We start from the raw sequence: 22,752 nt of genomic DNA, 5'->3' as shown, positions 1-22,752 counted from the left end.
TAAAAATAAGTCGGATTTGTTTAATATAATCAACAATTCACCATTCAATTTCCGGTTTTCAAATTAAATGAAAAATTTAAGCTCAAAATAATCTGTTATAAAGGAAAATATGCCAAATATAACAAAGTAAGGCTTGAGTTCTCTATGAAACGCGTCAAAATCCCATTGTACATTTTCTCCTCATTACTTTTCATTGCAGCCATAGCCTATTACAACCGACTGCTCATCCTTCGTTATTCTTTAGGTTGGATCACGGATATACGTCATCCTAGAGAAGCAAATCACCCAGTGCCTTGGAACCAAGGACCGGACAAACAAACATCAGGGAAGGACAGGCCGCCTAATATCATTTTAATCATGGCAGACGATTTGGGATTCAACGATGTCACCTCTTACGGAGGAGGTTATGCGGAATTAGGTGTTCCTACACCGAATATCGATTCCATTGCAGAACAAGGAGTTCGGTTCGATTCGGGATATTCGGGAAGTGCCGTATGTACAGTCTCAAGAGCGGCATTGCTCACAGGAAGATATCCGTCTCGTTTCGGTGTGGAGTTCACTCCTACTCCAGGTGCCTTAGCAAGAGTAGGAGCCGATTTATACGATGCTCCGGACAGATTGCATCCTGTAATCATCGATAAGGAAAAAGCGGAAAAATCAAAAAGTTTCAACGAACTGGGAATGCCTACCTCGGAAGTCACCATTGCGGAAATTTTAAAATCACAAGGTTATCATTCCGTCCATATCGGGAAATGGCATTTAGGAAGCACGGAAGAGATGAGACCCAACAAACAAGGATTTGATGAATCTCTGTTTATGGAAAGCGGCCTCTATCTTCCTACAGAAGATCCGAACGTAGTCAACTCCAGACAAGAGTTCGATCCTATCGATAAATTTCTTTGGCCGAATATGCGGTTCGGAGTCAGTTACAACGGAGGGAAATGGTTCGAACCTAGTAAGTATCTCACAGACTATTTCACGGAAGAAGCAGTGAAGGTAATTGAAACGAACAAAAACCGTCCCTTCTTTTTATTCCTAGCACACTGGGCTGTACACACTCCCTTGCAGGCAAGCAAAGAAGACTACGATGCACTCTCTCATATTCCAGATCATAGAAAAAGAGTGTATCTAAGTATGATCCGTTCTTTGGACAGAAGTGTGGGAAAAGTTTTAAAAGCAGTAAAAGAACAAGGTTTGGAAGAAAATACAATCCTCATCTTCACCAGTGATAACGGAGCACCTAACTATATCGGTCTTTCCGATGTGAATCGACCTTACCGAGGATGGAAACTCACCTTCTTTCAAGGAGGAATCAGAGTTCCTTATCTGGCAAAATGGCCGGGCAAAATCAAACCAGGCACAAAATACGACCAACCGATCACAAACATCGACATACTTCCTACGTTAGCTGATGCAGCAGGAGCAAAACTTCCGGAAGACAGAAAAATCGACGGAGTCAATTTACTGCCTTACCTCAAAGGAAGAGAGATTCAGAAACAAAGACCTCTTTTCTGGAGCGATGGACATTATCAAACAGTGCAGTACAAAGGATGGAAGTTGATTCAAACAAGCAGGCCGAATAAAAAATGGCTTTTTGACCTCAATGTGGATCCGACGGAAAAGAACAACCTGATCGCAAAACATCCCGAAAAACAAAAAGAATTGGAAAGTTTATTAACAAATTATAATCAACAAATGGTTCCTCCTCTTTGGCCGTCCTTCATCGAATTTCCGGTATCCATCGACAAAACATTAGATCAAAAACAGGAAGAAGAGGACGAATACACTTACTGGGTCAACTAAATTGTCTCTATTTCATAAAATCTTGGGGATGAGTTTTCTCTCTATTGCATTCTTTCACTGCAGTATCATAAAAAACTTTTCCGGTAGAGGAATACATTCCTGCCCAATCCCCAAGTCCGACAAACAGGAAGTTTACGAAGGAATGGTTTGGGTTCCGACCGGATCATTCGAAAACACAAACCCATTGTATCCTGAAGAAATTTCCCGATCATCCGAAACGGTCAGAGGTTTCTGGATGGATCGTACGGAAACTACAAACGATGCATTCTCAGAGTTTGTTAGAGAAACAGGATATATTACGGAAGCGGAAACAATTAACACTCTTTCTGGAAATATAAAATCAACCGACATCATTTACGAACCTGGCGCAGTCGTTTTTCTACAGCCAGACCAAGAAAAGAGTTATGGTCATCCTTTAGAATGGTGGCATTTCGTTTCAGGAGCCAATTGGCGTCATCCGGAAGGGCCCGGATCTTCCATTGAAGGAAAAGGTTCTTATCCCGTAGTAGCGGTAACTTATAAGGATGCCTTGGCCTACGCCTTATGGAAAGGACATACTCTCCCTTCCGAATCCGAATGGGAATGGGCCTCTACAGGAGGAACAAAACTTTCCGATTCCGACTCCCCTCCTCAAGAAGCAAATACCTGGCAAGGGGATTTTCCCCTTCAAGATGAAGGCAAAGACGGCTTCAAAGGAATTTCACCTGTTGGATGCTATGCGAAAAACGGATTCGGGTTGTACGATATGATCGGAAATGTTTGGGAACATACTTCCGACGTATGGGAATTATCGAAAAAAAATGAAGCCAAGGAAAGAGTGATCAAAGGCGGATCATATTTATGTTCACCTAACTATTGTAAACGATACAGAAGCGGAGCCAGGCAACCGCAAGAGGAACATTTAGCAGCAAACCATATAGGTTTCCGAACCATCCTAAGAGAAAACAAAGATCTGATCAAAAATAAAATACACAGGTAAATACAATGAAACTTTCAAAAACGGCCCTACTTGCTCTGATAATCGCCGCAAGCACAGCTTTCCATATCTCTTGTTCCTGGGACAAAGTCGTCCTAGACAGAGTCAAAAGTTCGATCAGCTTGAAAGAAGCAGCTGCAAAAGAATTGTTCGATAAAGATAAAATCACAGTGATTCTCATCGGAACGGGAACTCCCATTCCTTCGGACAACATCCAAAACTCAACCGCGGTTTTCGTCAACGGACAGTTCCTAGTGTTCGACAGCGGAGACGGAGTCGCAATGGCGATGGAAAAACAACATCTTCCTATAACAGATATTAATGGAATCTTCATCACACACTTTCATTCCGACCATTTTGCCGATTTAGGAGAAGTGATCGATCGAAGCTGGCTTTTAGGGAGAAGAAACAACCTAACAGTGTACGGCCCGAAAGGAACCTCCGAACTTGTGAGTGGATTTCTAAAAAGTTACAAACTGGAGTACGGATACCGCACAAAACATCACGGAGAAGAAGCGATGCCTAGCCAATGGAAAGGCGCCATTGCAAATGAATTCTCTCTCAAAGCGGACGGATCTTCCAAAGTAGTCTATGAAAAAGACGGAGTCATCGTTCGTTCCTTTTATGTAAACCATGAACCGGTAGAACCTGCAGTAGGATACCGCATCGAATACAAAGGAAAATCCATCGTCATTTCGGGAGATACTGCCGATTCGGAAAATTTAACCAAACATTCGATTGGTGCAGATCTGTTGATCTCCGAAGCAATGAATAAATCTTTGGTGGCAAAGATAGAAAAAGCTTACGAACTTTTGGGAATCGAAAGATTCAGAAAGATCATGAAAGATATACAATTCTATCATATCGATGTTGAGGAATTAGGCAGGCTGGCGGAAAAATCCAAAGTCAAAACCTTAGTCGTAACTCATATGATTCCTGCGGCAAAAGGTTTCTTCCAAGTTAAGTCTTTCTACAAAGATCCCCTTCGTAAGGAATTTAGCGGAAATCTAATCATAGGCCAAGATGGGCAGAAAATCATTCTTCCTTTGGATTAAAAAATCGGCTTGTCATTCTTTTGCCTTCCGCTAAACATTGCCGCTGGATATTGAAAGATAGTTTCTCCGAAAGTGCATGTTTCTGAGTCTTTCTCAAACATCACAGTGCGACTTTTACTAAAAGATTCGTATACTGGGATCCTTTCTTCAGTATCCACCACAACTGCATACGACGGTTCGATTCCGTCCCAATAGGTAGCTCAGTGGTAGAGCAGCAGACTTGTTCATCCGCAGGGAAAAAAGCTGATCCCTTTTCAAAGGATTCGACAGGAACTGATCCCCTATATGGAACTCTTCGGAGGGAAATATATCTTTCGCAAAGCCTGTGGTCTAACGGATGTTGTCCACATCTCTCGAGAAGCATTCTGCGGATCGGGAGATCTCGCCAACTTTAAGTTATACTCCGCCAAGTAAAAGAGGGGATCCGTTTCCTTTCGCATATTAAGATCAAACGGAAGGTCAAAATGTTATTTCTAAATCATATTCCCAATAACCGCAGAGGTTTGGTTTTCAAAAACGGGGATTACAAACGTTTATTACTTCCCGGCTCTCATTTTATATTTCCTGGGGAAGAGATTCATTTATCAGATGTAATGCTTCCGTTCCATCCCCCGATCCCTCTCAATTTTTTGCTCACTGACGCTCGGTTAACAGACCAATTGGAGATCGTAGAAGTTTTGCAAAATCAAATCGTATTGGTATTCCAAGACAATATCTACACACAATTTCTCAAAGCAGGCAAATATGCTTTTTGGAAAGGAGAGGCGCGATGGGCCTTCCGAAAATTCGATCTAAACGATCCTCGCATTCCGAACGATCTAAATAAAGAAATCTTACAAACCCTTGCCGCACAAGAAGCTGTATACTATTTTATCGTTTATCCGAACCACAAAGCTGCCTTGTTTATCGATCAAAAGTTCGTAGAAGCCTTAGAACCGGGAGGTTTCTATTTTTGGAATACCGCCTTAGCGGTTGATGTGGTATCAATCGATTTGAGATTACAACAGAAAGAAATTTCCGGACAAGAACTACTAACTAAAGATCGCATCATGCTCCGAATCAACTTTGTATTCAAATACAAAGTGTTCGATCCGATCCTATTGATTCGCGAAGTTGCCAATCTGGACGAACAATTACATGTGATCTTCCAATTGGTCCTCAGAGAATATATAGGTAGCCTAACATTAGATGAAATCCTACAAAGGAAAGAGGAAATCGGCGCATTCGTTCTGGAAAAAGTAGCTCCTGAATTGCAAAAAATCGGACTGGTGGGACACCAATCAGGCGTTAAAGATATAATTCTGCCGGGAGAGATCAAAGAGATCCTCAACCAGGTTTTGATTGCGGAAAAAAACGCACAAGCGAGCGTCATCACAAGAAGGGAAGAAACTGCTTCCACACGCAACCTTTTGAATACCGCCAAACTGATGGAAGAAAATCCGATTCTTTACAGACTCAAAGAATTAGAATATGTAGAACGCATTATGGCGAAAGTGAACGAAATCAACGTAAACGGAGGGAGTTCCCTTTTGGAACAGTTGCGAAACATAGCTTTGTCCAAGGAAAATGGTAAGTAACGTCATACACATTTCGAATTTCTTAAAGACGAATCAAATCGAAGAAAGTAAATCGAACGATTTTTAAAACAACTCAAAAGCACGAATGCATTTATGCTGATCGTAGGAAAACGGCTGCTCCGCATCCCTAAATTTATTTGTAGAAACAAAGATCGTCGTATTGAATTGTAGAAAATCGATCCTTTAAATTCATAAATCCAACTAGGCATACACACATTGGAAACTAAACAGGAAAATACAAAACAACCATCCCGCATCACTTCCGCTTCCTTATGGGCGGAACTAAAAAATGCATTAGCAGGTTCGGAAGCAGACTATACGGAAGTGAGCATGCGTAAGGCAATCTTCCTTCTCTCTGTTCCGATGATCTTAGAGCTGGTATTGGAATCGGTGTTTGCCGTAGTAGACATCTACTTCGTAGGAAAACTAGGTCCCTCTGCAGTCGCAACGGTCGGTCTCACAGAAACATATTTATTTCTACTCTATTCCATAGCCATGGGTCTTACCTTTTCCGTCACTGCCATCATCGCAAGAAGAGTGGGAGAAAAGGAAAAAGAAAAAGCGGGAACAGCTGCTGTGCAGGCAATCTTCATCGCTTTGCTTACATCCATTCCTTTTGCCATCGCAGGAATATTCTATTCCAAAGAACTATTGGCATTGATGGGAGCGGATGAGTGGGTCCTTACGGAAGGTTATCCGTATATGCAGTGGATGTTGGGAAGTAATGTCGTAATCGTTCTATTATTTATGATCAATGCGATCTTTCGTGGTGCAGGAGACGCAGCCATCGCCATGAGAGTGCTTTGGATCTCTAACGGTCTCAATATCATACTCGATCCCATACTCATTTTCGGCTGGGGACCGATCCCTGCTTACGGAATCACAGGAGCTGCAGTAGCCACAGCCCTTGGTCGTGGAATCGGTGTTTGTTTCCAACTTTGGCTTCTCTTCCGCGGAGGAAAACACATCCAAGTTCTGGCTTCTCATTTGAAAATCGAATGGGAAACCATCAGTGGAATTCTAAAAACATCAATAGGTGGTATCGGACAGATGATCGTGGCGATGACCTCCTGGATTTTCATCATGAGAATTCTAGCAGAGTTCGGCAGCCAAACAGTCGCAGGTGCTACCATCGCTCTTAGAGTGATGATGTTTACTATGATGCCGTCTTGGGGAATGTCCAATGCGGTCGCCACACTTGTTGGTCAAAACTTGGGGGCAGGAAAACCGGATCGTGCGGAACAATCCGTTTGGTTCACCGGCTACTGCAATATGGCCTACTTGATTTTAGTATCGATTGTCTATTTTTTCATGGCAGAAAGTTTGATCTCTATTTTCACAAGCGATCCTATTGTCATTCAAATCGGTGGGAAATGGTTAACGATCGTATCCTACTCCTATTTCATCTATGCATGGTGGATGTCCGCATCACAAGCATTCAATGGGTCTGGGGATACGATGACACCCACTAAAATCAATATCGTATTTTTCTGGCTCATCCAAATCCCCCTCGCTTACACGCTAGGTAAGCATCTAAACTTCGGTTATGAAGGAGTGTTTTGGTCCATGATGCTGACGGAATCCTCCGTCGGAGTTTTCACCCTTTGGCTCTTCACCAAAGGAAAATGGAAAGAAACCAAAGTTTAAATTTTTCTAAAAGGCAGACTTACCCTCGTGCGTAAGTCTGCACCTTCTCTTCATACATAGATTCAATGAGCGATTGGTATTTGGCAGTGACCACATGCCTCTTAATCGAAAGTTTCGCAGACAACTCATCCCCTACATCAAAACCTTTCGGCAACAAGCGAACCTCTACTATCTTCTCGAAACTCTTGAATCCGTTCTCAGTGCGAATCGTATCCTTTACTTCCCGAGCGATCTTTTCCTGAACTGCCTTGCTCGCAGAAAGCTGTTCGTAAGTAGATCCGTATTCCGCAAACTTTTCGAGAGAAGGAAGGATCAATGCGCTCAAAAATTTCTGATCCTGCCCTACTACCATCACATGATCGATCCAAGGAGATTGAACCAGTTTGTTTTCGATAGGAACAGGCTCGATATTCTCACCGTTGAGAAGCACAATGGTTTCTTTCGTTCTACCCACGATTTTCAAAGTATCATTGTAAGTCATGATCCCCAAATCTCCCGTATTCAACCAACCATCGTTTGACAAAACTTTGGCGGTCACTTCCGGTCGTTTGTAATAACCCTTCATGATCTGAGGCCCTCGCACATAAACTTCCCCTTTGACTCCTTTTTTAGGAGGATACAATACTTCTCCCGTTTCTATGTCCTTGAGCAAAATTTCAGTTTCGGGAAATATAGGTCCTACGCTGCCTATGACTAAATGTTCCGGTGTTCGAAACGCAAGCCCCGGAGAAGTTTCCGTCAATCCGTATCCTTCGAACACAGGGATTCGAATCGTATTAAAGAATTCATCGATATGAAAGGGTAAGGAGCCTCCTCCGGAAACAGAACCTCTCAATTTTCCACCTGTCACCTGTCTGACTTTACTTAGAACAATCGCATCGAGAACGAGATAAGGAAGAATAAACACGATCATTGAAAACAAAGAAAAAATCGTAAGTCCGATGGATTGCATCCAATTCCTACCTTCCAAATCCAATCGATTTCCTTTCAAAAAATGGATCGCCCTTTGAATGCGGAGAGCGCTTCCGTAAGCCGCCTCGAATAACATTCTTTTGATGAAAGAACCGCTCAGGATCTTCGACTGCATTCCCTGGTAAATGCTCTCCCAAAGCCTTGGTGCGGAAGCCATAAAGGTAGGTTTCACGATCGATAGATCTTCCCTGAGATTTTTCACATTGGTATAATACTGCGAGGCGCCCATAGCAATCGTTCCCATCTGAAAAACCCTTTCGAAACTGTGCCATACCGGCAGCAGGGAAAGAAACCGATCCTTCGGACCGATCGCAATAGGAATATTACGCAACTGAGAAATCATATTGGAATGAGTGAGCATCACTCCCTTAGGCTCCCCCGTGGTTCCTGAGGTATAAATGATCGTAAACAAATCGTCCGGTCGAATGGCAGCGACTCTCTTTTCCACCTTTCTATCACCTAATTCTCGTAATTTTTTTCCTTTGGCAATGAGATCCGCCATATTGATTTTGGAAGAGTTGCCTTCCATAAGTATAATATGAGTTATATTCGGAAGATCCTCTAAATTTTTCTCCACCTTCCTTAAAGTGGCTTCGTTTTCCACAAACACCATTTTCGCATCGGAATGAGGCAAAATGTAACGAATGTCTCCGTCTGTAACGTCGGTTCCACGAGGGACATCTGCGGCGCCGCTGAGAAGTATTCCGTAATTGGTGATGATCCATTCCTTTCTATTATCGGAAAGAACAGCTACATGCTCGCAAGGCATTAGTCCGAGATCGATAAGTCCCGTCGCCAAAGCGACACCTTCTTCGTATAACTCACTAAAACTGATCGTAGAAAATTGTTTCTCTTTGTTTCTGGTTCCGAATGCGGGCAGATCCCCGTATTTCACCGCACTATCATAAAACATTTCCGCTAAGTTTTTCGCCGTAACATTTGAATTCATATCTTACTTTTTCTCCGATCCCGAATACAATAGCAGATCTTGGAAAAAGATTCTTGAACGGAGCGGCTATTTGGAAAAGAAAACTGCCTGAAAAGATTCTTTCTTTTTAGTAAAATCGGAAGGGCTGATACCGAAGGAACGACGGAAGATACGAGTGAAATGGGACTGATCCGCAAACCCTCCCTCATGAGCCGCATCCAGCAAGTGAGGATGATTCGCCAAATAGTCTACCGCCTTCTTCGTTTTGAGCCAAAGTCGATACACAGAAAAAGCGACGCCTGTTTCCTGGCGAAACAAATGACGGAATCGTTCCACCGACAAACGAGCCTCTGCCGCTAAATGGGGGAGAGAAAAATCTTCCAACTCTGCATTCTGAATGCTTTTTTGAATGCGAACATCGATTTTGCGAGTCTCGGTTCTGGGAAAATCTTTGCCTATGATGTCAAGAAGTTGATTACGAACATTCGTATTCGATGCATTTAAAATTCGTCGGATTTGCCGTTTGACAGTATCCGAAAAAAGATCGCCCACTTCAAAGGATGTATGACCCGCCTGCAAACTTCTATCATGAAAAAGCTGATACCCTGTTGTCAAAGGATCCAGATAAAGCAAAGTCAGGTGTCCATCCGCGCATTTCATTTCATGACTCACACCGGAAGGAACAAAGACCGCATTGTATGTTTTCCAATCACCGCCTTGCGTTCGTAATTCGACTTTGCCGGAATCGGGAAGACTGATCTGAATATAAAAATGACTGTGACGGCCTGTTGAAAACCCATCCCCCCGATAGGTGGCAAAATCATCCCAGATCAAAAATTGTTTCATAGTCTTGAATTTCAAACGATTCGAATTTCATGCCGGCAGAAAAAAGTTGGGCGTTCCCGATGAGATCGTCACCCTAAATGAAATCCAAAAACGGGACGGGCTTCTTCGGGGTGCGCTGACGCTCCCGTTCGCCTAACGGCGAACCGAGCCCTCCGCATCCCTAACGCATTAAGAATTCATATAAGGAAGCATTCTGCCTAAGATATGTCCTTCCGGATAATTAAACTCCACCGCATCAATTCCGCAGATCACACAGATAGTTTGCACCACCAATGTTTGATTATGAGGATCTAAAGTTGCGAATTTTTTAATGCCATCCTCGATGTCGAACTCATCGTTTTTATCGATTAGATCTTGTATTTCTTTTCTATCGTAAGTTTCCGCTTCCAACATCATATAAAACGTATCCATCCCTTCTTTAGAGATATCATACATACAAACTGTAGCGACAGCGAATTTGGTCTGCAATTCACGCGAAATAATATCGTTCGGAGGAGAAGGATCGACGATCTCCAACAATACTTCGAGAGTGTTGCCTCGTTTGTATTTTTTTATATGACCCGATTCAGAAACCTCAAAAAGCGCAGCCAATAATTCCTGCTGATCCTTTAGATCGGAATTTCTAAATTCCTCTAAAACATCCTCTTTATTTATTTTCCGATCCAATCGATCTTTCCAAACTTTTTCACTCAATTCGGAAGAGATTTTGAAATGATTCAACACCTTCTTAGACATTTTTGTTTCGGAATCTTTATAACTGCCGTTTTCACCCAATACGTCAAAAACCAAAAAGGCGATCGATTTCTCATTCATAGATTGATCCTAAATAAATAATTTCGAACACAGTAGTTAGTTTTTTAGAAAATGCAATTAAAAAATCGGCTGGGCGTTCTCGGCAGCGATCCTATAAAAGTGTAAAACGATTAGCAACTACATCCGCCCGAAGCCTACAAAACATAGAAATACAAAATCAAAGGAGAACCGAAATGTCCCAGCCAACATCATTCTTAAAGCGAGGTTTAAAATCCGCCCTCAGCATCTTTGTAACTCAAACGAAAATCACAAAAATAGACCGTCTCACGGAAAACTTCATACTCATAGAAATGGCAGGAACAAAACTTACGGAAGCCAAATGGGTTCCCGGCGGAAAAGTACAAGTGGACGTAGGGAATCTGACCTTTCGAACATACACTCCCATTCACCTGGATACAAACGAAGGAAAGCTCTCCGTTCTATGTTATCTTAGAGAAGAAAGTCCTGCAGCTATTTGGATCCATTCTCTGAAAGTCGGAGATTCCTGCGATGTTTTTGGGCCGAGAGAGTCTCTTGATCTTTCCCATCTTGAGGGAGATGTCGCTCTCTTCGGCGACGAAACTTCTTTAGGGATTACTAAAGTTCTTCAAAATCAAACGGATCAAAAAGCGCGCGTATTCTTAGAAGTAAATTCGGACCACGAAACAAAGAACGCACTGGAACGATTAGGCGTCACTAATCAAACAATAATTAAACGATCTACCAACAACTCACACCTGGAAAAAATGGCGGAAGAAATGATCGAACTCAACCGTAAAAACGCAAATCTATCGACCATTTTTTTGACAGGGAGAGCGAGTTCCATCCAGCGAATCCGACTCCTTCTGAAAGAGTCCGGTATTCCCAATACGAAACTGAAAGTCCGAGCCTACTGGGCGGATGGAAAGGTAGGTCTCGATTGATCTAAGGGCGTTCCCGATGGGGTCGTCATCCCAAATGAAATTCAAAAAGGGGGACGGGCTACTCCGGGGTGCGCTGACGCTCCCGTTCGCCTAACAGCGAACCAAGCCCTGCGTATCCCTAACGCAAGGAAAACGGAAATACAAATCGATTCTTTAAAATATTTGTATAAAATAAAGGATCTTTCGTCGATTCGGAAAGAATGAAACATACAAATTTCTTGACCTATATCAAATAGATCTTTAAAACTTCAAAAATGATCGCACAACCGCAAAAACCTTCCGCCGCATTTATTGGAGCCTCTTGGTTATCCTTACTCATCGGTATGTTTACTTTTATTATTGGAATCTGGAATTCGGAGATGATGTTAAACGAAAAAGGTTTTTACATCACAATTCTAATGTACGGGTTGTTTTCAGCAGTTTCACTACAAAAAACGGTAAGAGACCAATTGGAAGGTTTATTTGTAACAGGAATATACATCGGACTGTGCTGGTTTTCAGTCGCATTAACCCTATTGTTGCTTCTTATCGGATTATGGAATGCTTCCCTGAGCCTAAGTGAAAAAGGTTTTTTCGGGATCTCTTTCGTTCTGAGTTTATTCGCCGCCGTTGCAGTACAAAAAAATGTTCGTGACCTACGTATGGCGGAAGCAGACGTCAAACAAGAGTTATCTTCCAAGAAAAAAGACTAACCGACATAACTTCCTTCCTGATAAGCAGGAAGGAAAAGTAAAAAATGTACACCCCGAGAAAGATGGATTCATGTCATCCGACCAAGAACAGGTAGAACCGACTTTAGCAGCAAAGCGCTACTGGAGGCATATACAAAAACATTTACCTGGACACGTATGGTCCGCGTGGCACTGAGACAGCTAGCCCGAAACGTTTCTTCGACAGTTGGGCCATCTGGATTACTTACATAATAATAGCGGAGAGAACGCCGGGAAATCGATAGTGACGATTCCATAGGCGTTCAATTTACAGATAGTTAGGTGTTTAAAACCACCTAACTATTATTTATTAATTTTGAGCGGGAATCTCTTTACATTTAGAAGCTTCTTCCTCTCCGTATTGTTCCCCAACGAGTGCCAGTTCAGCTCTACCTGCAACTACTCCTGGAAGAATTCTTCCTTTTACATACACAATTTGACCTGATTTTAGATCTAAATTTACCTCAGCTTTATTTTCCAGAGTTTCTGCAGTTAAAACTACTTTACCCGGTTTTACATATAATGGAAAAAATCCTCCATTCTTCAGAGTAGTAACTACAGCGCCGTCTTTTTTAACATCAAAAGAATTTGCAAAGCCTACGAATCCTAGTTTAGGATCGAAGGCTTAGTTTGTTGTATAAAAGAACTCACATACGACATGTTTAATAAAAAAGCAAATTTTATGTCAACTGAGTTAGAATCATTTTCATCCTAGTTTGGCAAGGATTTGACCTTGTTTGGTTTTGTACTGACCTAATCGTTCTTCGATTCGTTTTCGACTTTTTACACTGATTCTATCCTTACTGATTACGATATTCGAATCGGTAAGAAACTCTTCTATGGTTTCGTTTTTTACCTTAATGATTCCGCACATACTGCATAGTTCTTCAAATGTCACAGGAAATTGATAAGTGGTCGCGTAACTTGTAGTTAAGTTTGTACCTTTGCGGATGTCTTGGTCCCGAATCGAATTGTAAAGAAATGCGTATAATCTTTTGACTGGTGATTGCATACGTAAGATAATGAGTCTCTGGTGTGAAAACCAAATCCTCCTTGCAATGCTTTCGAATATCTTCTGCAATAAAGATTCCCCTACCGTCTCGAAAATATTTTCCGGAGTCACACGCAAGATGGTGGCTGGAGTTTCAACGACAGCGGATGCCATTCTCGGAGCATTATCAATGAGACTCATCTCACCGAATATTTCTCCTACGCCAAGTACATCTATGACATACTCGAATCCTCTTACGATGCTGAACAGTTTTACATTTCCTTCTAACACAACAAAGATGTCACGATTCATCTCGCTTTCTACGAAAATTACATCACCTGCGTTCAAAGTGTTTTTTTGATGTTTCCACTCGATCGGTTTTAGCTTGGAGCGAATTTGAGTCAGTAGGCTCTCCGCTTCTGGAATTTGATTCGATCCCGGATGGGTTTTTGCCCATTCGATATATCGATACAAGGAATGCGCAGCAAGATCCGGCTTTTGCCATGCGATATAAGTTTTCGCATTTTGTATCAACTTTTCCGGGAAGTATTCCCTGTCTGCCGGTTGATTGGCCCTGGAGAGATTCCTTTGGAGAGCTCTCAATTCATGAGAATAAAGTCGCAATATCTTCATCGCCAGCTCTTTGTTCTCTTTTAAAAAAGAACCTAAGAGCCGAATCGGAATTTGCAGTAGTTCGACATCCGTTTCTGCAAATAATGTTACAAGAAAATGATGTTCTGTGAGAGCGGAAACAAGTCCAAAGCTGTCACCTTGGTTATAGCTTGTTAACTCATGATCAATTTGAATGTGCTCCGAATCAACAGCAACTTTTCCGCTTCTGACTATGTAAAATATCCCCGGATTGACTGCATTCTGAACAACAATAGCTGCTCCTTTGGGGTAATTTACGACTTTAACTTCATCTTCTGCCATGCCAAACTAATGCAAATATTGAGGTAAGTAATCGTCAAATAGATATTGAGGAAAAGAAACATAAATTAACCGCCTTTTGCCAGGAAGAATTTTTCCAAAATCTTATTTTAGTATGATTAAGAGAGCATCATCGGCTTCAGGAGGCTTGAGTTCGGGTAAATCAAGGGATCATTTTTTTGCCCTCTTATCGGGAGCGTATTTTGTTTTGGTAGTTTCGCCTAACTTTATTTTTATGATCTCATCCATTCTTCCGGTTTGCCCCTGACATCTTTCCATTCGGGAGGATACTCTTTTCTGTTCGTTTTTTCTGGGGAACTCTAGAGAGGGTTTCTACAAAATCGGAGAAACTCCGTCGTTTAATTAGATCAAATTTACAATAGCACGTCTTTCATCTGATAGTCTTTTCTATAGAAACAACTTATTTTATTTATTTACAAACATAGAATCAAGTCTTACTCTATGTTTGTAAATGTTAACTGATGTCTTGGCAATAATCTCAGAACTTAAAACAAAAGTTGATACAATGCGCCCCATTCCAACGGAAACGATGGAAAAAATCATGCAAAAATTTCGATTGGATTGGAATTACCATTCCAATGCGATAGAGGGAAATTCACTTAGTTTTGGAGAAACTAAAACATTTCTATTACATGGAAATACTGCTTCTGGAAAACCGTTGAAAGATCACTTAGACATCAAAGGTCATAATGAAGCAATTCTTGAGTTGGAAGAAATCGTAAAGAAAGAAGTCGAACTCACTGAACATAGGATCCGTCAATTTCATCAATTGATCTTAGGTGAACCTTATACTGCCAAGGCGATAACTACAGACGGCAGAGAAACGACCAAACAAATTGTTCCAGGAAAATATAAATCCCAACCCAATCATGTAAAAACAGCGACTGAGGAAATTTTCTATTTTACAGAACCTCATCTAGTTCCAATCGAAATGGAAAATTTACTCAAATGGTTGAAAAAAAATCAAAACAACGAAGAAATGCCCAAGCTTGTTTTGGCTGCCACCTTTCATTATAAATTCATTCGTATCCATCCTTTTGATGACGGGAATGGCAGAATCGCACGAATACTTATGAATTTAATTTTTATGATGAATGGGTATCCACCTGTAATCGTAAAAACAGACGATAAAGAAAACTATTTTCGTGTACTCAGACAAGCTGACGGAGGTGAGCTAGAACCATTTATCGAATATATCGGAAATTTATTAATTTACTCTTTAGAGATGATCGTTCGCGGTGTGGAAGGCCAGTCTATCGAAGAAGAAGATGATCTTGATAAACGGTTGAAATTGTTACTAGGAAAAATTGATAACGAAAGGAAGGACATTATAAAACAAAAGAAAGATGCAGGTAATGTTTTCGAGGCAGTTACCAACTCCGTTGGTCCCCTTTGGATGAAATTACAACAAATAAGTCCTCAAATGAAAAATTTTTTTCTGGATGTTACTGAAGAAATTTCAACACCTTTAGGAAATTCTTCTCAAACAACTTATTCAAACTTTTCTCTTTTAGAAGATTCTTACAAAGAATTTGCCGCAGAAAAAAAAGCAACTTTTCCACAAAGAATTATTTTTTCAATGAACTTAAATGGTTTCAAACATAAGGTCAAAGAAGGTAACTTTGGAATTTATACTTATATATATGTAGATTTTCGAGATTATGATTATACAATCCACACGAGCAATTCAACTACTCGGAGAATAGTAATGCCTTACGGACAAAAAGTTTCGGCGGATGATATAAACGAGTTCGTAAAGAGAATATTAGAAGATTGGATAATAGAATTGGAAAAACAACTTGAAACCTAAGCCTTAAACAAATGACAGATGAAATAAATACAATAATCAGAATCGCTTAACTCACCCGAGCGCCCTTTTCTTGTTATTTATATAAGGAGAGATACAAAACATCCCCTACCCCTTCGGAACGACTCCAGCCTCTTTCATACGGTTAAAAACCTTTTTCACTTCTAACTCATCAAATTCCTTTTTATGTTCCGACCACTCATAAAATCTTTGAAAGAGCAGAGTCTCAGAAAAAACCTCTTTTTGCATCAGTATGTTTTCGTAACAAGCATACAAAGTAGCCACAATCTCAATCGTATCAGAACTTGTAGTTTTAAACTTCTTTAGTAAATAATGAATCTGATCTTTTTGATTTCCATAATACTTTATAAAGTCTTTTTGGTGTTCCCCAGCCTTCTCAAGTTTTCTATATTTGAGAGATTGGTTTGTTTCGTATTGAAACCATTTTTTATCCTTCAACTGCTTATCGATGGATCTCATCAAACTAGGATCAAACGGTCCCATCGCTTGCTTCAAAAAATTGACTGGTAATTGCATATCCGCTGACTTGATACATAGATACATCAATTTCTGCAATTTCAAATGTCCAAGTGTTGGTTCATTCTGCAACTGCCAAACAATCTCAGCGGCGAGGACAGTTCTTTTATAATAATCTACATTTGTAGGTTTGAATTCAATTATGTTTGATGATGGCAAAGAATCACTTGCTTCAGTGATAGAAGTTTTGTTCTTAATAGCCGGTTCTTTCTCAGCTTTTGGATTTTTAGCAGCAGCATGTTGTGTTTCTCCCCCCAACTCCCCCCGAAACGCCCTCTGACTCAAAGACCCATACAAATTTTCCAATTCCACCAAACTCTTTTGGTACGTCTCCTTCAACGCCTCCACTTTTTCGACCACCGCCGCAAATTGGTTTTGAAGATCCAGGGGAGGGAGAGGAAGGCGAATTTCCTTAATCAAAGTTAGATTAAGTCCATCCATAATTGCTCCTCTGTTCTTTGATTGCATTTGTTTGATTATACTAGGATTTGACTGGAACGAAAAACAAATGAATTTAGGATTTGCTTTTTCTTTATTAAACGTAAGCGCCGCCAAATGTTTAGTATTGATTGCTAGAGGTATGTCATCTGGAATTACAGCTGATCTTCCAACTGTCCCCATAATCGTAATAATGACGTCACCAGGAAAGATTCGGTATGCTTTTAATTCTTCATACTTTTCTTTTGAAATAAATCTTTTGGCACCCCACGAAAACTTGTTTTTTACAGCATTATCAATACCTAATACAGCAACATCACCATCTTCACTGAATTCGCTATGAAGTAAATTAGAACCAAAAGGACCAGTTCGCATTGCTCCTTTATGATTTGCCGCAAGATCGTTAATTTGAACAACAGGCCATTTCTGTTTTTTAGCTTCAATTTCCCCAAACATCTCCAGAAACACACTCTTCAAATACGCATCTAACAAAGCCAGACTCTCTTTTCGTTTGGCGATCAGTGCCTCTGCCTTGGACAAAACGTTCGCAATATGGATTTGTTCTTCTAAGGGAGGGAGGGGGAACGTAATCTTATCCAAATTTGTCCGAGAAATTCTTTTCCTAGTTGTTCCAGTTGTATATGAAACAATTTCTCTTCTAAATTGTTGATTATTAATAAGAAATTTTAAGTAAGTAACATCGACTTTTTCAGAAGCTGGTCTGACTATACAAATATCTACAACTGTGACTGCTAATTGGCTTATGCCGGGAAATATACATGCCCTGCCCAAAGGATCTGGCATTCGTGCAATTAGGATATCGCCTTTTTCGAGAAATGTACAGTTCAGTCTTTTTGCATCTTCTATGTTCATATATCGGGAGGACTTATTTAAGAAGTGTCCATCACCAATATCCGCAAGTTGAATTAGACGAACATCTCCATTTGGATCTTGGTCTTTACTTTCAATCCAATCACCATCAACATAAAGGCCATTTTCGGATATTAAATCACTTAGTTTATAGATCTTTGAATTCATATAGCCAAGAGAATTTCCTTTGCTTCTGTCTTTTCTTTTTCCAAAAACACAGAAAGAAAAAGCTTATCATGCCCCCGGTCACTTCGATACGCTTCGCTACTCTGAGACCGAGAACTTTCTTCATGAAATGGGGATGCTGAGTAGAATCCGTAGGATTCGTATCGAAGCATCATCCCATCATCCCCGCAAGCTCATCCAATCCCTTCCCAATCTCTTGTTCCAGACCTTTTAGTTTCTCTAAAATCACCTGAGGCGATTCATAACTCACTTCTTCAAAGACATCTTCTTTGAATTTGCTCATAGAAAGGTCGTAACCTTCGGCCACGATCTCTGTCTTGGGAACAAAAAAATACTTCGCCTTGCGGTCATTTGGTTTTTTGGGGTCGCGCGATTGGAATTGGGTGACGATGTCCGGAAGATCAGAGGTATCAATTTTGGTGCGTTTGTCGTCGAGAGTATAGCCGTCCGCTGCCATATCATAAAACCAAACTTGTTCGGTGGTTCCCCCTTTGGTAAAAAGAAGGATGGCAGTACTCACCCCCGCATAAGGCTTAAATACCCCACTCGGCATGGTGATGACAGCTTTGAGTTCTGATTGTTCTACAAGGAGTTTACGAGCCTCAACAAATGCCTTGCCACTCCCAAAAAGAACACCCTGTGGCACAATCACTGCCGAAGTGCCTCCAATCTTTAACATCCGAAAGATTCGTTCGATAAACAAAAGTTCGGTTTTGGTTGTGGGAAGGCTAAAACCTTCGTTGATATCTCCCTTATCGATATTGCCTGTAAATGGAGGATTGGCAAGCACCACATCAAACTGACTATCTTCATTATAAGACTTACTGAGTGTGTCCTTATAATCAATATGAGGTTGGTCAATGCCGTGCATCATGAGATTCATAAGCCCAAGGCGCACCATTGTGGTATCGATATCAAATCCGTAAAAACTAGATTCCAAAATGGACTTGGCTTTTTCGGTTAGCCCCGAACTAATCACAGCCCTTTCAAACCCGTCTTCATCCACTTCAGTTGCCTTAGTAGTTTTGGATTTGTGATTCTTTTTGGCAAGGTCGGTCAAAATGTACTGATAGGCTCCGAGTAAAAACCCACCCGTTCCGCAAGCAGGGTCAGCCACCCTTTGTCCGAGTTGTGGACTTACCAGTTCTGCCATCAGTTTGATGATATGCCTTGGTGTGCGAAATTGTCCGTTTTTACCAGAAGTGGCAATTTCACTGAGGAGCATTTCATACACATCCCCCTGGATGTCTTGGAAGGCGTGACCACCTTCAGTAGCGTCCCTTTCAATCTCTTCAAAGATTTTTTCAATGATCCCAATCGCTTCCACAAGAAGGGAAGGTTTTGGCATAATAAAAACAGCATTGGCCATTGACTTGGTAAAAGGAGATCCACCATCCAATTCCTTTAAAAAAGGAAACACTTTGGTTTGGACATGGAGTAACATCTCTTCGGCGGGCTTGTGTTTGAATTCACTCCAGCGTAACTCTGATTTAGCTATGGTTTCATTACTTCCAGGAACCTTATACTTCCCATGAAACCGAGAAACAAATTTTTCACCCGTAAACTCAGCGTCTCGCATCCGTTTGGTGTCCAAATCATCGATCTGTTTCATAAAGATCAGATAGGTAATTTGTTCAATAGCGGTGAGTGGATTGGAAATCCCACCACTCCAAAAAAGATTCCATAATTTGTCGATTTGTGATTTGAGAGTGGAATTAAATGAGACCATTAAGCGGCGAGTACCTTATCTGTTAATATGAGTATTTCATCGATTTCTTTAGGAGTAAAAACTCCACGAATCCCATCGGGATGGATCTGTGTAAACGGAGCTTGGATCAAATCCTTTTTGGTGAGTGTTTCCCGTTCCAAAATAAAGTTCTTCAAAAGATCCAAAAACTGCATTTGTCTTGCAGTCAAATAACTATGTTCCTGGATAAAATGTGCAAAGGATTGGGTCACGATTTCAGGAAAACTGGAAAGCCTCTCAATGCCAAGGATATGTTTCAAAAATTGGACGAGTTTTGCCTTTCTGTTTTGGTACACACGGCGCAAAAGATCGACTGTAATATTGGGATGTTCTTCATGCAATTCTTCGGCAAGAGAATGCACTTCCGATTCCGAAAGCACATTTCCCGATTGGAGTTTTTGTAAAATGGGATTCGATGATGTGAGTTCTTTGATCTTCTCTTCCACAAGTTCTTTATAACGAGTGATACTCACCGATTCATGTTGCGGGCCAAACTCCACATATTCCTTTTCTACCACAACATCTCGCAAATCAAACTTGGCAAAGGCTCGCACCTCTCCACTAGCTTCTATAAATTTTAATAGCGGAGAAAGTCTAGTGACCAAATTGTCAAAGTCACTTTCGGATGCTTTGGCCCAATAGGCATTGGTCTGCGCTTTTCGAATCAGTTCCTCTTCTAAGGCAACTGTATTCACGGACAAAGGAAGTTCTGAGATCGTTTCGATCACACCCATTTTTAAAGCTTCAAATTTTTCGGCATCCTCATCTAACTTGGCTATTGAAACTTCAAGCACATCCCTTTCGAATCGCATGGCTTTGAAATCAACATTGGATACGGTGCGAAAGAGTGGTTTGATCACTTCTCGTAAAATTCGAATCGATTCCTTTCCCGCACTTCCCGAAAAAGAATTCCAAAAATTCGGATCTTTGGTTCGCTCTAAGTCCGACTTTGCATCTTTGATGACAATGGAATTTTCTGGTAAGGTTTCGATTTGTAGCTTTAATTTTTCGATTTCATTGGAAACAATACTTGCTTCACCAAGTTCCATTGCTTTTTCCAATTTATCCACTCGGAGTCCAAACAATTTCACAGGAATCGGAATTTGATTTTTTAGCTCTTTTCCCTTTGGATTCAACTTAAAGTATTCGAAATTATCCCAACAATCAAGGACAAGGAATTGGTCTTTTTGCAAACACCAAGGGATCGTCTTCTCTAAATCCAGTAGCCTAGTCCCCCGACCAATCATCTGCCAAAACTTTGTATAGGAATACACTGGTTTGGCGAAAACCAAATTCACAAGTTCGCGAATGTCAATCCCCGTATCCAACATATCCACACTAATCCCAATGCGTGGCATATCTTGTTTCTTAAACTGATCGAGAAGTCCACCTTTGCCATGGACTCTCGGATCTTCCGATACAATAACCTTTGCCAGTTCCCCTTTATACTCAGGATACAGTGTATTGAAAATAGATTCAATGGCACGCGCATGTTTGATATTCACACAAAAGAAAATACTTTTCCCAGGGATCACCCCATTTGGATCTTTAATACACTCATCCATAAAATGTTTTACGATCAGAGTGTTGGTTCCAAGATTTGTGACTGTCTTTTCTAGTTCCGTTCCCTCATAATTGATTTCTTCAATTTCCTTTCCTTCCAAAATCAATTGTTTTTGGTCTTCTAAAGAAATGGTTCGTTTGTTAATCCCTTCATTTTGAAATTTAGTTTTGATTTTCATCACCTGAAACGAACAAAGATAAGGTGGAATATGATTGACTGCTTCTTCATAAGAATAAGCAAAGGTAGGGACTCCATCTTCGCATTCAAAGAGTTTAAAGGTATTATGATCAATGACATTGGTAGGTGTCGCCGTAAGTCCAAGTACCATCGTACTAAAGTAATCTAATATTTCTCCATAAGTATTGTAAATACTACGATGGCTTTCATCCACAACCACCAAATCAAAGAAATGCGGAGAGAGTGGATTTTTCTCATCCCGAATGATATTCAGCATCGTAGGATACGTAGAAACATAAACCCGACGATCCTTCGCAATCTCTGCTTCTCCAGAATGGGGCCAACTTGGTTCATTTGGAATAAATTCTTTAAAGGCATCCAAGGCCTGTTCTCGTAAAGAAATACGATCGACTAAAAATAATACTCGCTCCGCCCAACCTGCTCGCATCAGAGTTTCGACAAGAGCAATACAGGTTCTCGTTTTTCCAGTTCCTGTTGCCATCACAAGGAGGAACTTTCTTTTTTTCTTTTCTACCGCCTCTAATACGGAACGAATCGCCTGAATCTGAAAGTCTCTTCCCGCAATACGAGTATTAATCAATTCACCGGTTAATGGTCGTCTAGCCCTTCTTAAATAAGCATACCGCTCCAAATCATCTCGAGTCGGAAAACCATACACCTTTCTAGGAGGGCTATGTTCGATTTCCCAAAAATAAATATCATGTCCATTTGTATAAATGCAAAAGGGAAGTTCTCCTCCCTTAGATTTTTGAATCTGATAACAGTATTGTTTGGCCTGCTCTCTTCCGATCTCCGCGTCAACGGATGACTTCTTGGCTTCTACAACAGCGAGGGGTTTTCCATCTTTTGCTAAAAGAACATAATCGCTAAAACGTAATCCATGATAAACCGAATTCGGCTTTTCAAATTCATTGATAGGCTCTACAACAATTTCGAACTCGCAAAGAACCTGAGAATGATCTGCAACATTCCAACCAGCCGCAAACAGACGTTTGTCTATAATTTCTTTTCTAGTGCCTTTTTCGTTTTGCATCGAAGGAATCTGACTCTACTCACCTATCAGTTACAAAAGTGATAGCATAACAAATGCATGAACGCAAGTTTCTTTACCCCCTTCTCCGGGCACAAAAAAGCCTCCGGATCCTTGTAGGGAAGGGAGGCTTGTATTGTTGTTTTGAGTAACAACTTGTATACGACGTAGTTGTAAAGAAAGAACATCGAGAGACGAACTCTG

15 protein-coding genes are annotated in these 22,752 nt (G+C 40.9%); 8 read left to right on the top strand and 7 right to left on the bottom strand.

The annotated features are described in order from the left end of the window. Positions 1-144 precede the first annotated feature (144 nt). The 5 genes from EHS15_RS15615 to EHS15_RS15595 all read left to right on the top strand — a co-directional run bounded on the left by EHS15_RS15615 (position 145) and on the right by EHS15_RS15595 (position 7,058). Complete coding sequence (locus EHS15_RS15615) at positions 145-1,803, top strand: sulfatase (RefSeq protein WP_135761527.1); 1,659 nt, start codon at positions 145-147, stop codon at positions 1,801-1,803. Between the two features lie 142 nt (positions 1,804-1,945). Continuing rightward, entirely contained in the window at positions 1,946-2,782 is an 837-nt protein-coding gene (locus EHS15_RS15610; RefSeq protein ID WP_135761526.1) for an SUMF1/EgtB/PvdO family nonheme iron enzyme, read from the top strand. A 5-nt stretch (positions 2,783-2,787) separates the two neighbouring features. Then, complete coding sequence (locus EHS15_RS15605) at positions 2,788-3,834, top strand: MBL fold metallo-hydrolase (protein WP_135761525.1); 1,047 nt, start codon at positions 2,788-2,790, stop codon at positions 3,832-3,834. A 464-nt stretch (positions 3,835-4,298) separates the two neighbouring features. Continuing rightward, positions 4,299-5,411, top strand: a complete 1,113-nt coding sequence (locus EHS15_RS15600; protein ID WP_135761524.1) for an SPFH domain-containing protein — start codon at positions 4,299-4,301, stop codon at positions 5,409-5,411. Between the two features lie 255 nt (positions 5,412-5,666). Continuing rightward, positions 5,667-7,058 carry an MATE family efflux transporter gene (locus EHS15_RS15595; RefSeq protein ID WP_135761535.1) on the top strand — a complete coding sequence of 464 codons (1,392 nt, stop codon included), beginning with the start codon at positions 5,667-5,669 and terminating at the stop codon, positions 7,056-7,058. 19 nt (positions 7,059-7,077) lie between these two features. Here EHS15_RS15595 and EHS15_RS15590 read toward each other — a convergent pair whose 3' ends face one another. The 3 genes from EHS15_RS15590 to EHS15_RS15580 form a co-directional block, all read right to left on the bottom strand. Further along, positions 7,078-8,979, bottom strand: a complete 1,902-nt coding sequence (locus tag EHS15_RS15590) for an AMP-dependent synthetase/ligase (RefSeq protein ID WP_135761523.1) — start codon at positions 8,977-8,979, stop codon at positions 7,078-7,080. A 66-nt stretch (positions 8,980-9,045) separates the two neighbouring features. Beyond that, the gene (locus tag EHS15_RS15585) at positions 9,046-9,804 is read right to left on the bottom strand and encodes an AraC family transcriptional regulator (protein ID WP_135761522.1); all 759 of its coding nucleotides are present in this window, start codon (positions 9,802-9,804) and stop codon (positions 9,046-9,048) included. A gap of 168 nt (positions 9,805-9,972) precedes the next feature. Further along, positions 9,973-10,617: a hypothetical protein gene (locus EHS15_RS15580; protein WP_135761521.1), complete on the bottom strand. Its 645-nt coding sequence runs from the start codon at positions 10,615-10,617 to the stop codon at positions 9,973-9,975. A gap of 173 nt (positions 10,618-10,790) precedes the next feature. On the opposite strand from EHS15_RS15580, the gene EHS15_RS15575 reads away from it, so the two are divergent. Together EHS15_RS15575 and yiaA are read left to right on the top strand one after the other, a co-directional pair. Next, on the top strand, positions 10,791-11,519 hold the full coding sequence (locus tag EHS15_RS15575) for a siderophore-interacting protein (RefSeq protein WP_135761520.1): 729 nt from the start codon (positions 10,791-10,793) through the stop codon (positions 11,517-11,519). Positions 11,520-11,773: 254 nt separating this feature from the next. Beyond that, entirely contained in the window at positions 11,774-12,211 is a 438-nt protein-coding gene (yiaA, locus tag EHS15_RS15570; RefSeq protein WP_135761519.1) for an inner membrane protein YiaA, read from the top strand. Between the two features lie 724 nt (positions 12,212-12,935). Here the strand turns inward: yiaA and EHS15_RS15565 are convergent. Next, a complete protein-coding gene (locus tag EHS15_RS15565; RefSeq protein ID WP_135761518.1) occupies positions 12,936-14,153 on the bottom strand; it encodes a Crp/Fnr family transcriptional regulator in 1,218 nt (405 codons plus the stop codon). A gap of 469 nt (positions 14,154-14,622) precedes the next feature. Here EHS15_RS15565 and EHS15_RS15560 point away from each other — a divergent pair, with 469 nt between their 5' ends. Continuing rightward, positions 14,623-15,981 carry a Fic family protein gene (locus EHS15_RS15560; protein ID WP_135761517.1) on the top strand — a complete coding sequence of 453 codons (1,359 nt, stop codon included), beginning with the start codon at positions 14,623-14,625 and terminating at the stop codon, positions 15,979-15,981. 105 nt (positions 15,982-16,086) lie between these two features. Here the strand turns inward: EHS15_RS15560 and EHS15_RS15555 are convergent, their stop codons facing one another. From EHS15_RS15555 to EHS15_RS15545, 3 genes are all read right to left on the bottom strand, one after another. Further along, the gene (locus EHS15_RS15555) at positions 16,087-17,991 is read right to left on the bottom strand and encodes a restriction endonuclease subunit S (RefSeq protein ID WP_135761516.1); all 1,905 of its coding nucleotides are present in this window, start codon (positions 17,989-17,991) and stop codon (positions 16,087-16,089) included. A gap of 169 nt (positions 17,992-18,160) precedes the next feature. Further along, positions 18,161-19,738 (bottom strand): type I restriction-modification system subunit M, encoded by a 1,578-nt coding sequence (locus tag EHS15_RS15550; protein ID WP_135761515.1) that lies wholly within the window; start codon positions 19,736-19,738, stop codon positions 18,161-18,163. Further along, on the bottom strand, positions 19,738-22,551 hold the full coding sequence (locus tag EHS15_RS15545) for a type I restriction endonuclease subunit R (protein ID WP_135761514.1): 2,814 nt from the start codon (positions 22,549-22,551) through the stop codon (positions 19,738-19,740). The genes EHS15_RS15550 and EHS15_RS15545 overlap by 1 nt, the downstream gene beginning before the upstream one ends. Positions 22,552-22,752: the final 201 nt, after the last annotated feature.

Source organism: Leptospira idonii (genome assembly GCF_004770995.1).
GTDB lineage: Bacteria > Spirochaetota > Leptospiria > Leptospirales > Leptospiraceae > Leptospira_A > Leptospira_A idonii.
This window is presented reverse-complemented; position numbering and strand designations above follow the sequence as displayed.

What these genes read in the sequence shown, in the direction of transcription:
- EHS15_RS15615 (WP_135761527.1), top strand. Translation starts at nt 145, where the DNA reads ATGAAACGCGTCAAAATCCCATTGTACATTTTCTCCTCATTACTTTTC.
- EHS15_RS15610 (WP_135761526.1), top strand. Translation starts at nt 1,946, where the DNA reads ATGGTTTGGGTTCCGACCGGATCATTCGAAAACACAAACCCATTGTAT.
- EHS15_RS15605 (WP_135761525.1), top strand. Translation starts at nt 2,788, where the DNA reads ATGAAACTTTCAAAAACGGCCCTACTTGCTCTGATAATCGCCGCAAGC.
- EHS15_RS15600 (WP_135761524.1), top strand. Translation starts at nt 4,299, where the DNA reads ATGTTATTTCTAAATCATATTCCCAATAACCGCAGAGGTTTGGTTTTC.
- EHS15_RS15590 (WP_135761523.1), bottom strand. Translation starts at nt 8,979, where the DNA reads ATGAATTCAAATGTTACGGCGAAAAACTTAGCGGAAATGTTTTATGAT.
- EHS15_RS15585 (WP_135761522.1), bottom strand. Translation starts at nt 9,804, where the DNA reads ATGAAACAATTTTTGATCTGGGATGATTTTGCCACCTATCGGGGGGAT.
- EHS15_RS15580 (WP_135761521.1), bottom strand. Translation starts at nt 10,617, where the DNA reads ATGAATGAGAAATCGATCGCCTTTTTGGTTTTTGACGTATTGGGTGAA.
- EHS15_RS15575 (WP_135761520.1), top strand. Translation starts at nt 10,791, where the DNA reads ATGTCCCAGCCAACATCATTCTTAAAGCGAGGTTTAAAATCCGCCCTC.
- yiaA (WP_135761519.1), top strand. Translation starts at nt 11,774, where the DNA reads ATGATCGCACAACCGCAAAAACCTTCCGCCGCATTTATTGGAGCCTCT.
- EHS15_RS15565 (WP_135761518.1), bottom strand. Translation starts at nt 14,153, where the DNA reads ATGGCAGAAGATGAAGTTAAAGTCGTAAATTACCCCAAAGGAGCAGCT.
- EHS15_RS15560 (WP_135761517.1), top strand. Translation starts at nt 14,623, where the DNA reads ATGTTAACTGATGTCTTGGCAATAATCTCAGAACTTAAAACAAAAGTT.
- EHS15_RS15555 (WP_135761516.1), bottom strand. Translation starts at nt 17,991, where the DNA reads ATGAATTCAAAGATCTATAAACTAAGTGATTTAATATCCGAAAATGGC.
- EHS15_RS15550 (WP_135761515.1), bottom strand. Translation starts at nt 19,738, where the DNA reads ATGGTCTCATTTAATTCCACTCTCAAATCACAAATCGACAAATTATGG.
- EHS15_RS15545 (WP_135761514.1), bottom strand. Translation starts at nt 22,551, where the DNA reads ATGCAAAACGAAAAAGGCACTAGAAAAGAAATTATAGACAAACGTCTG.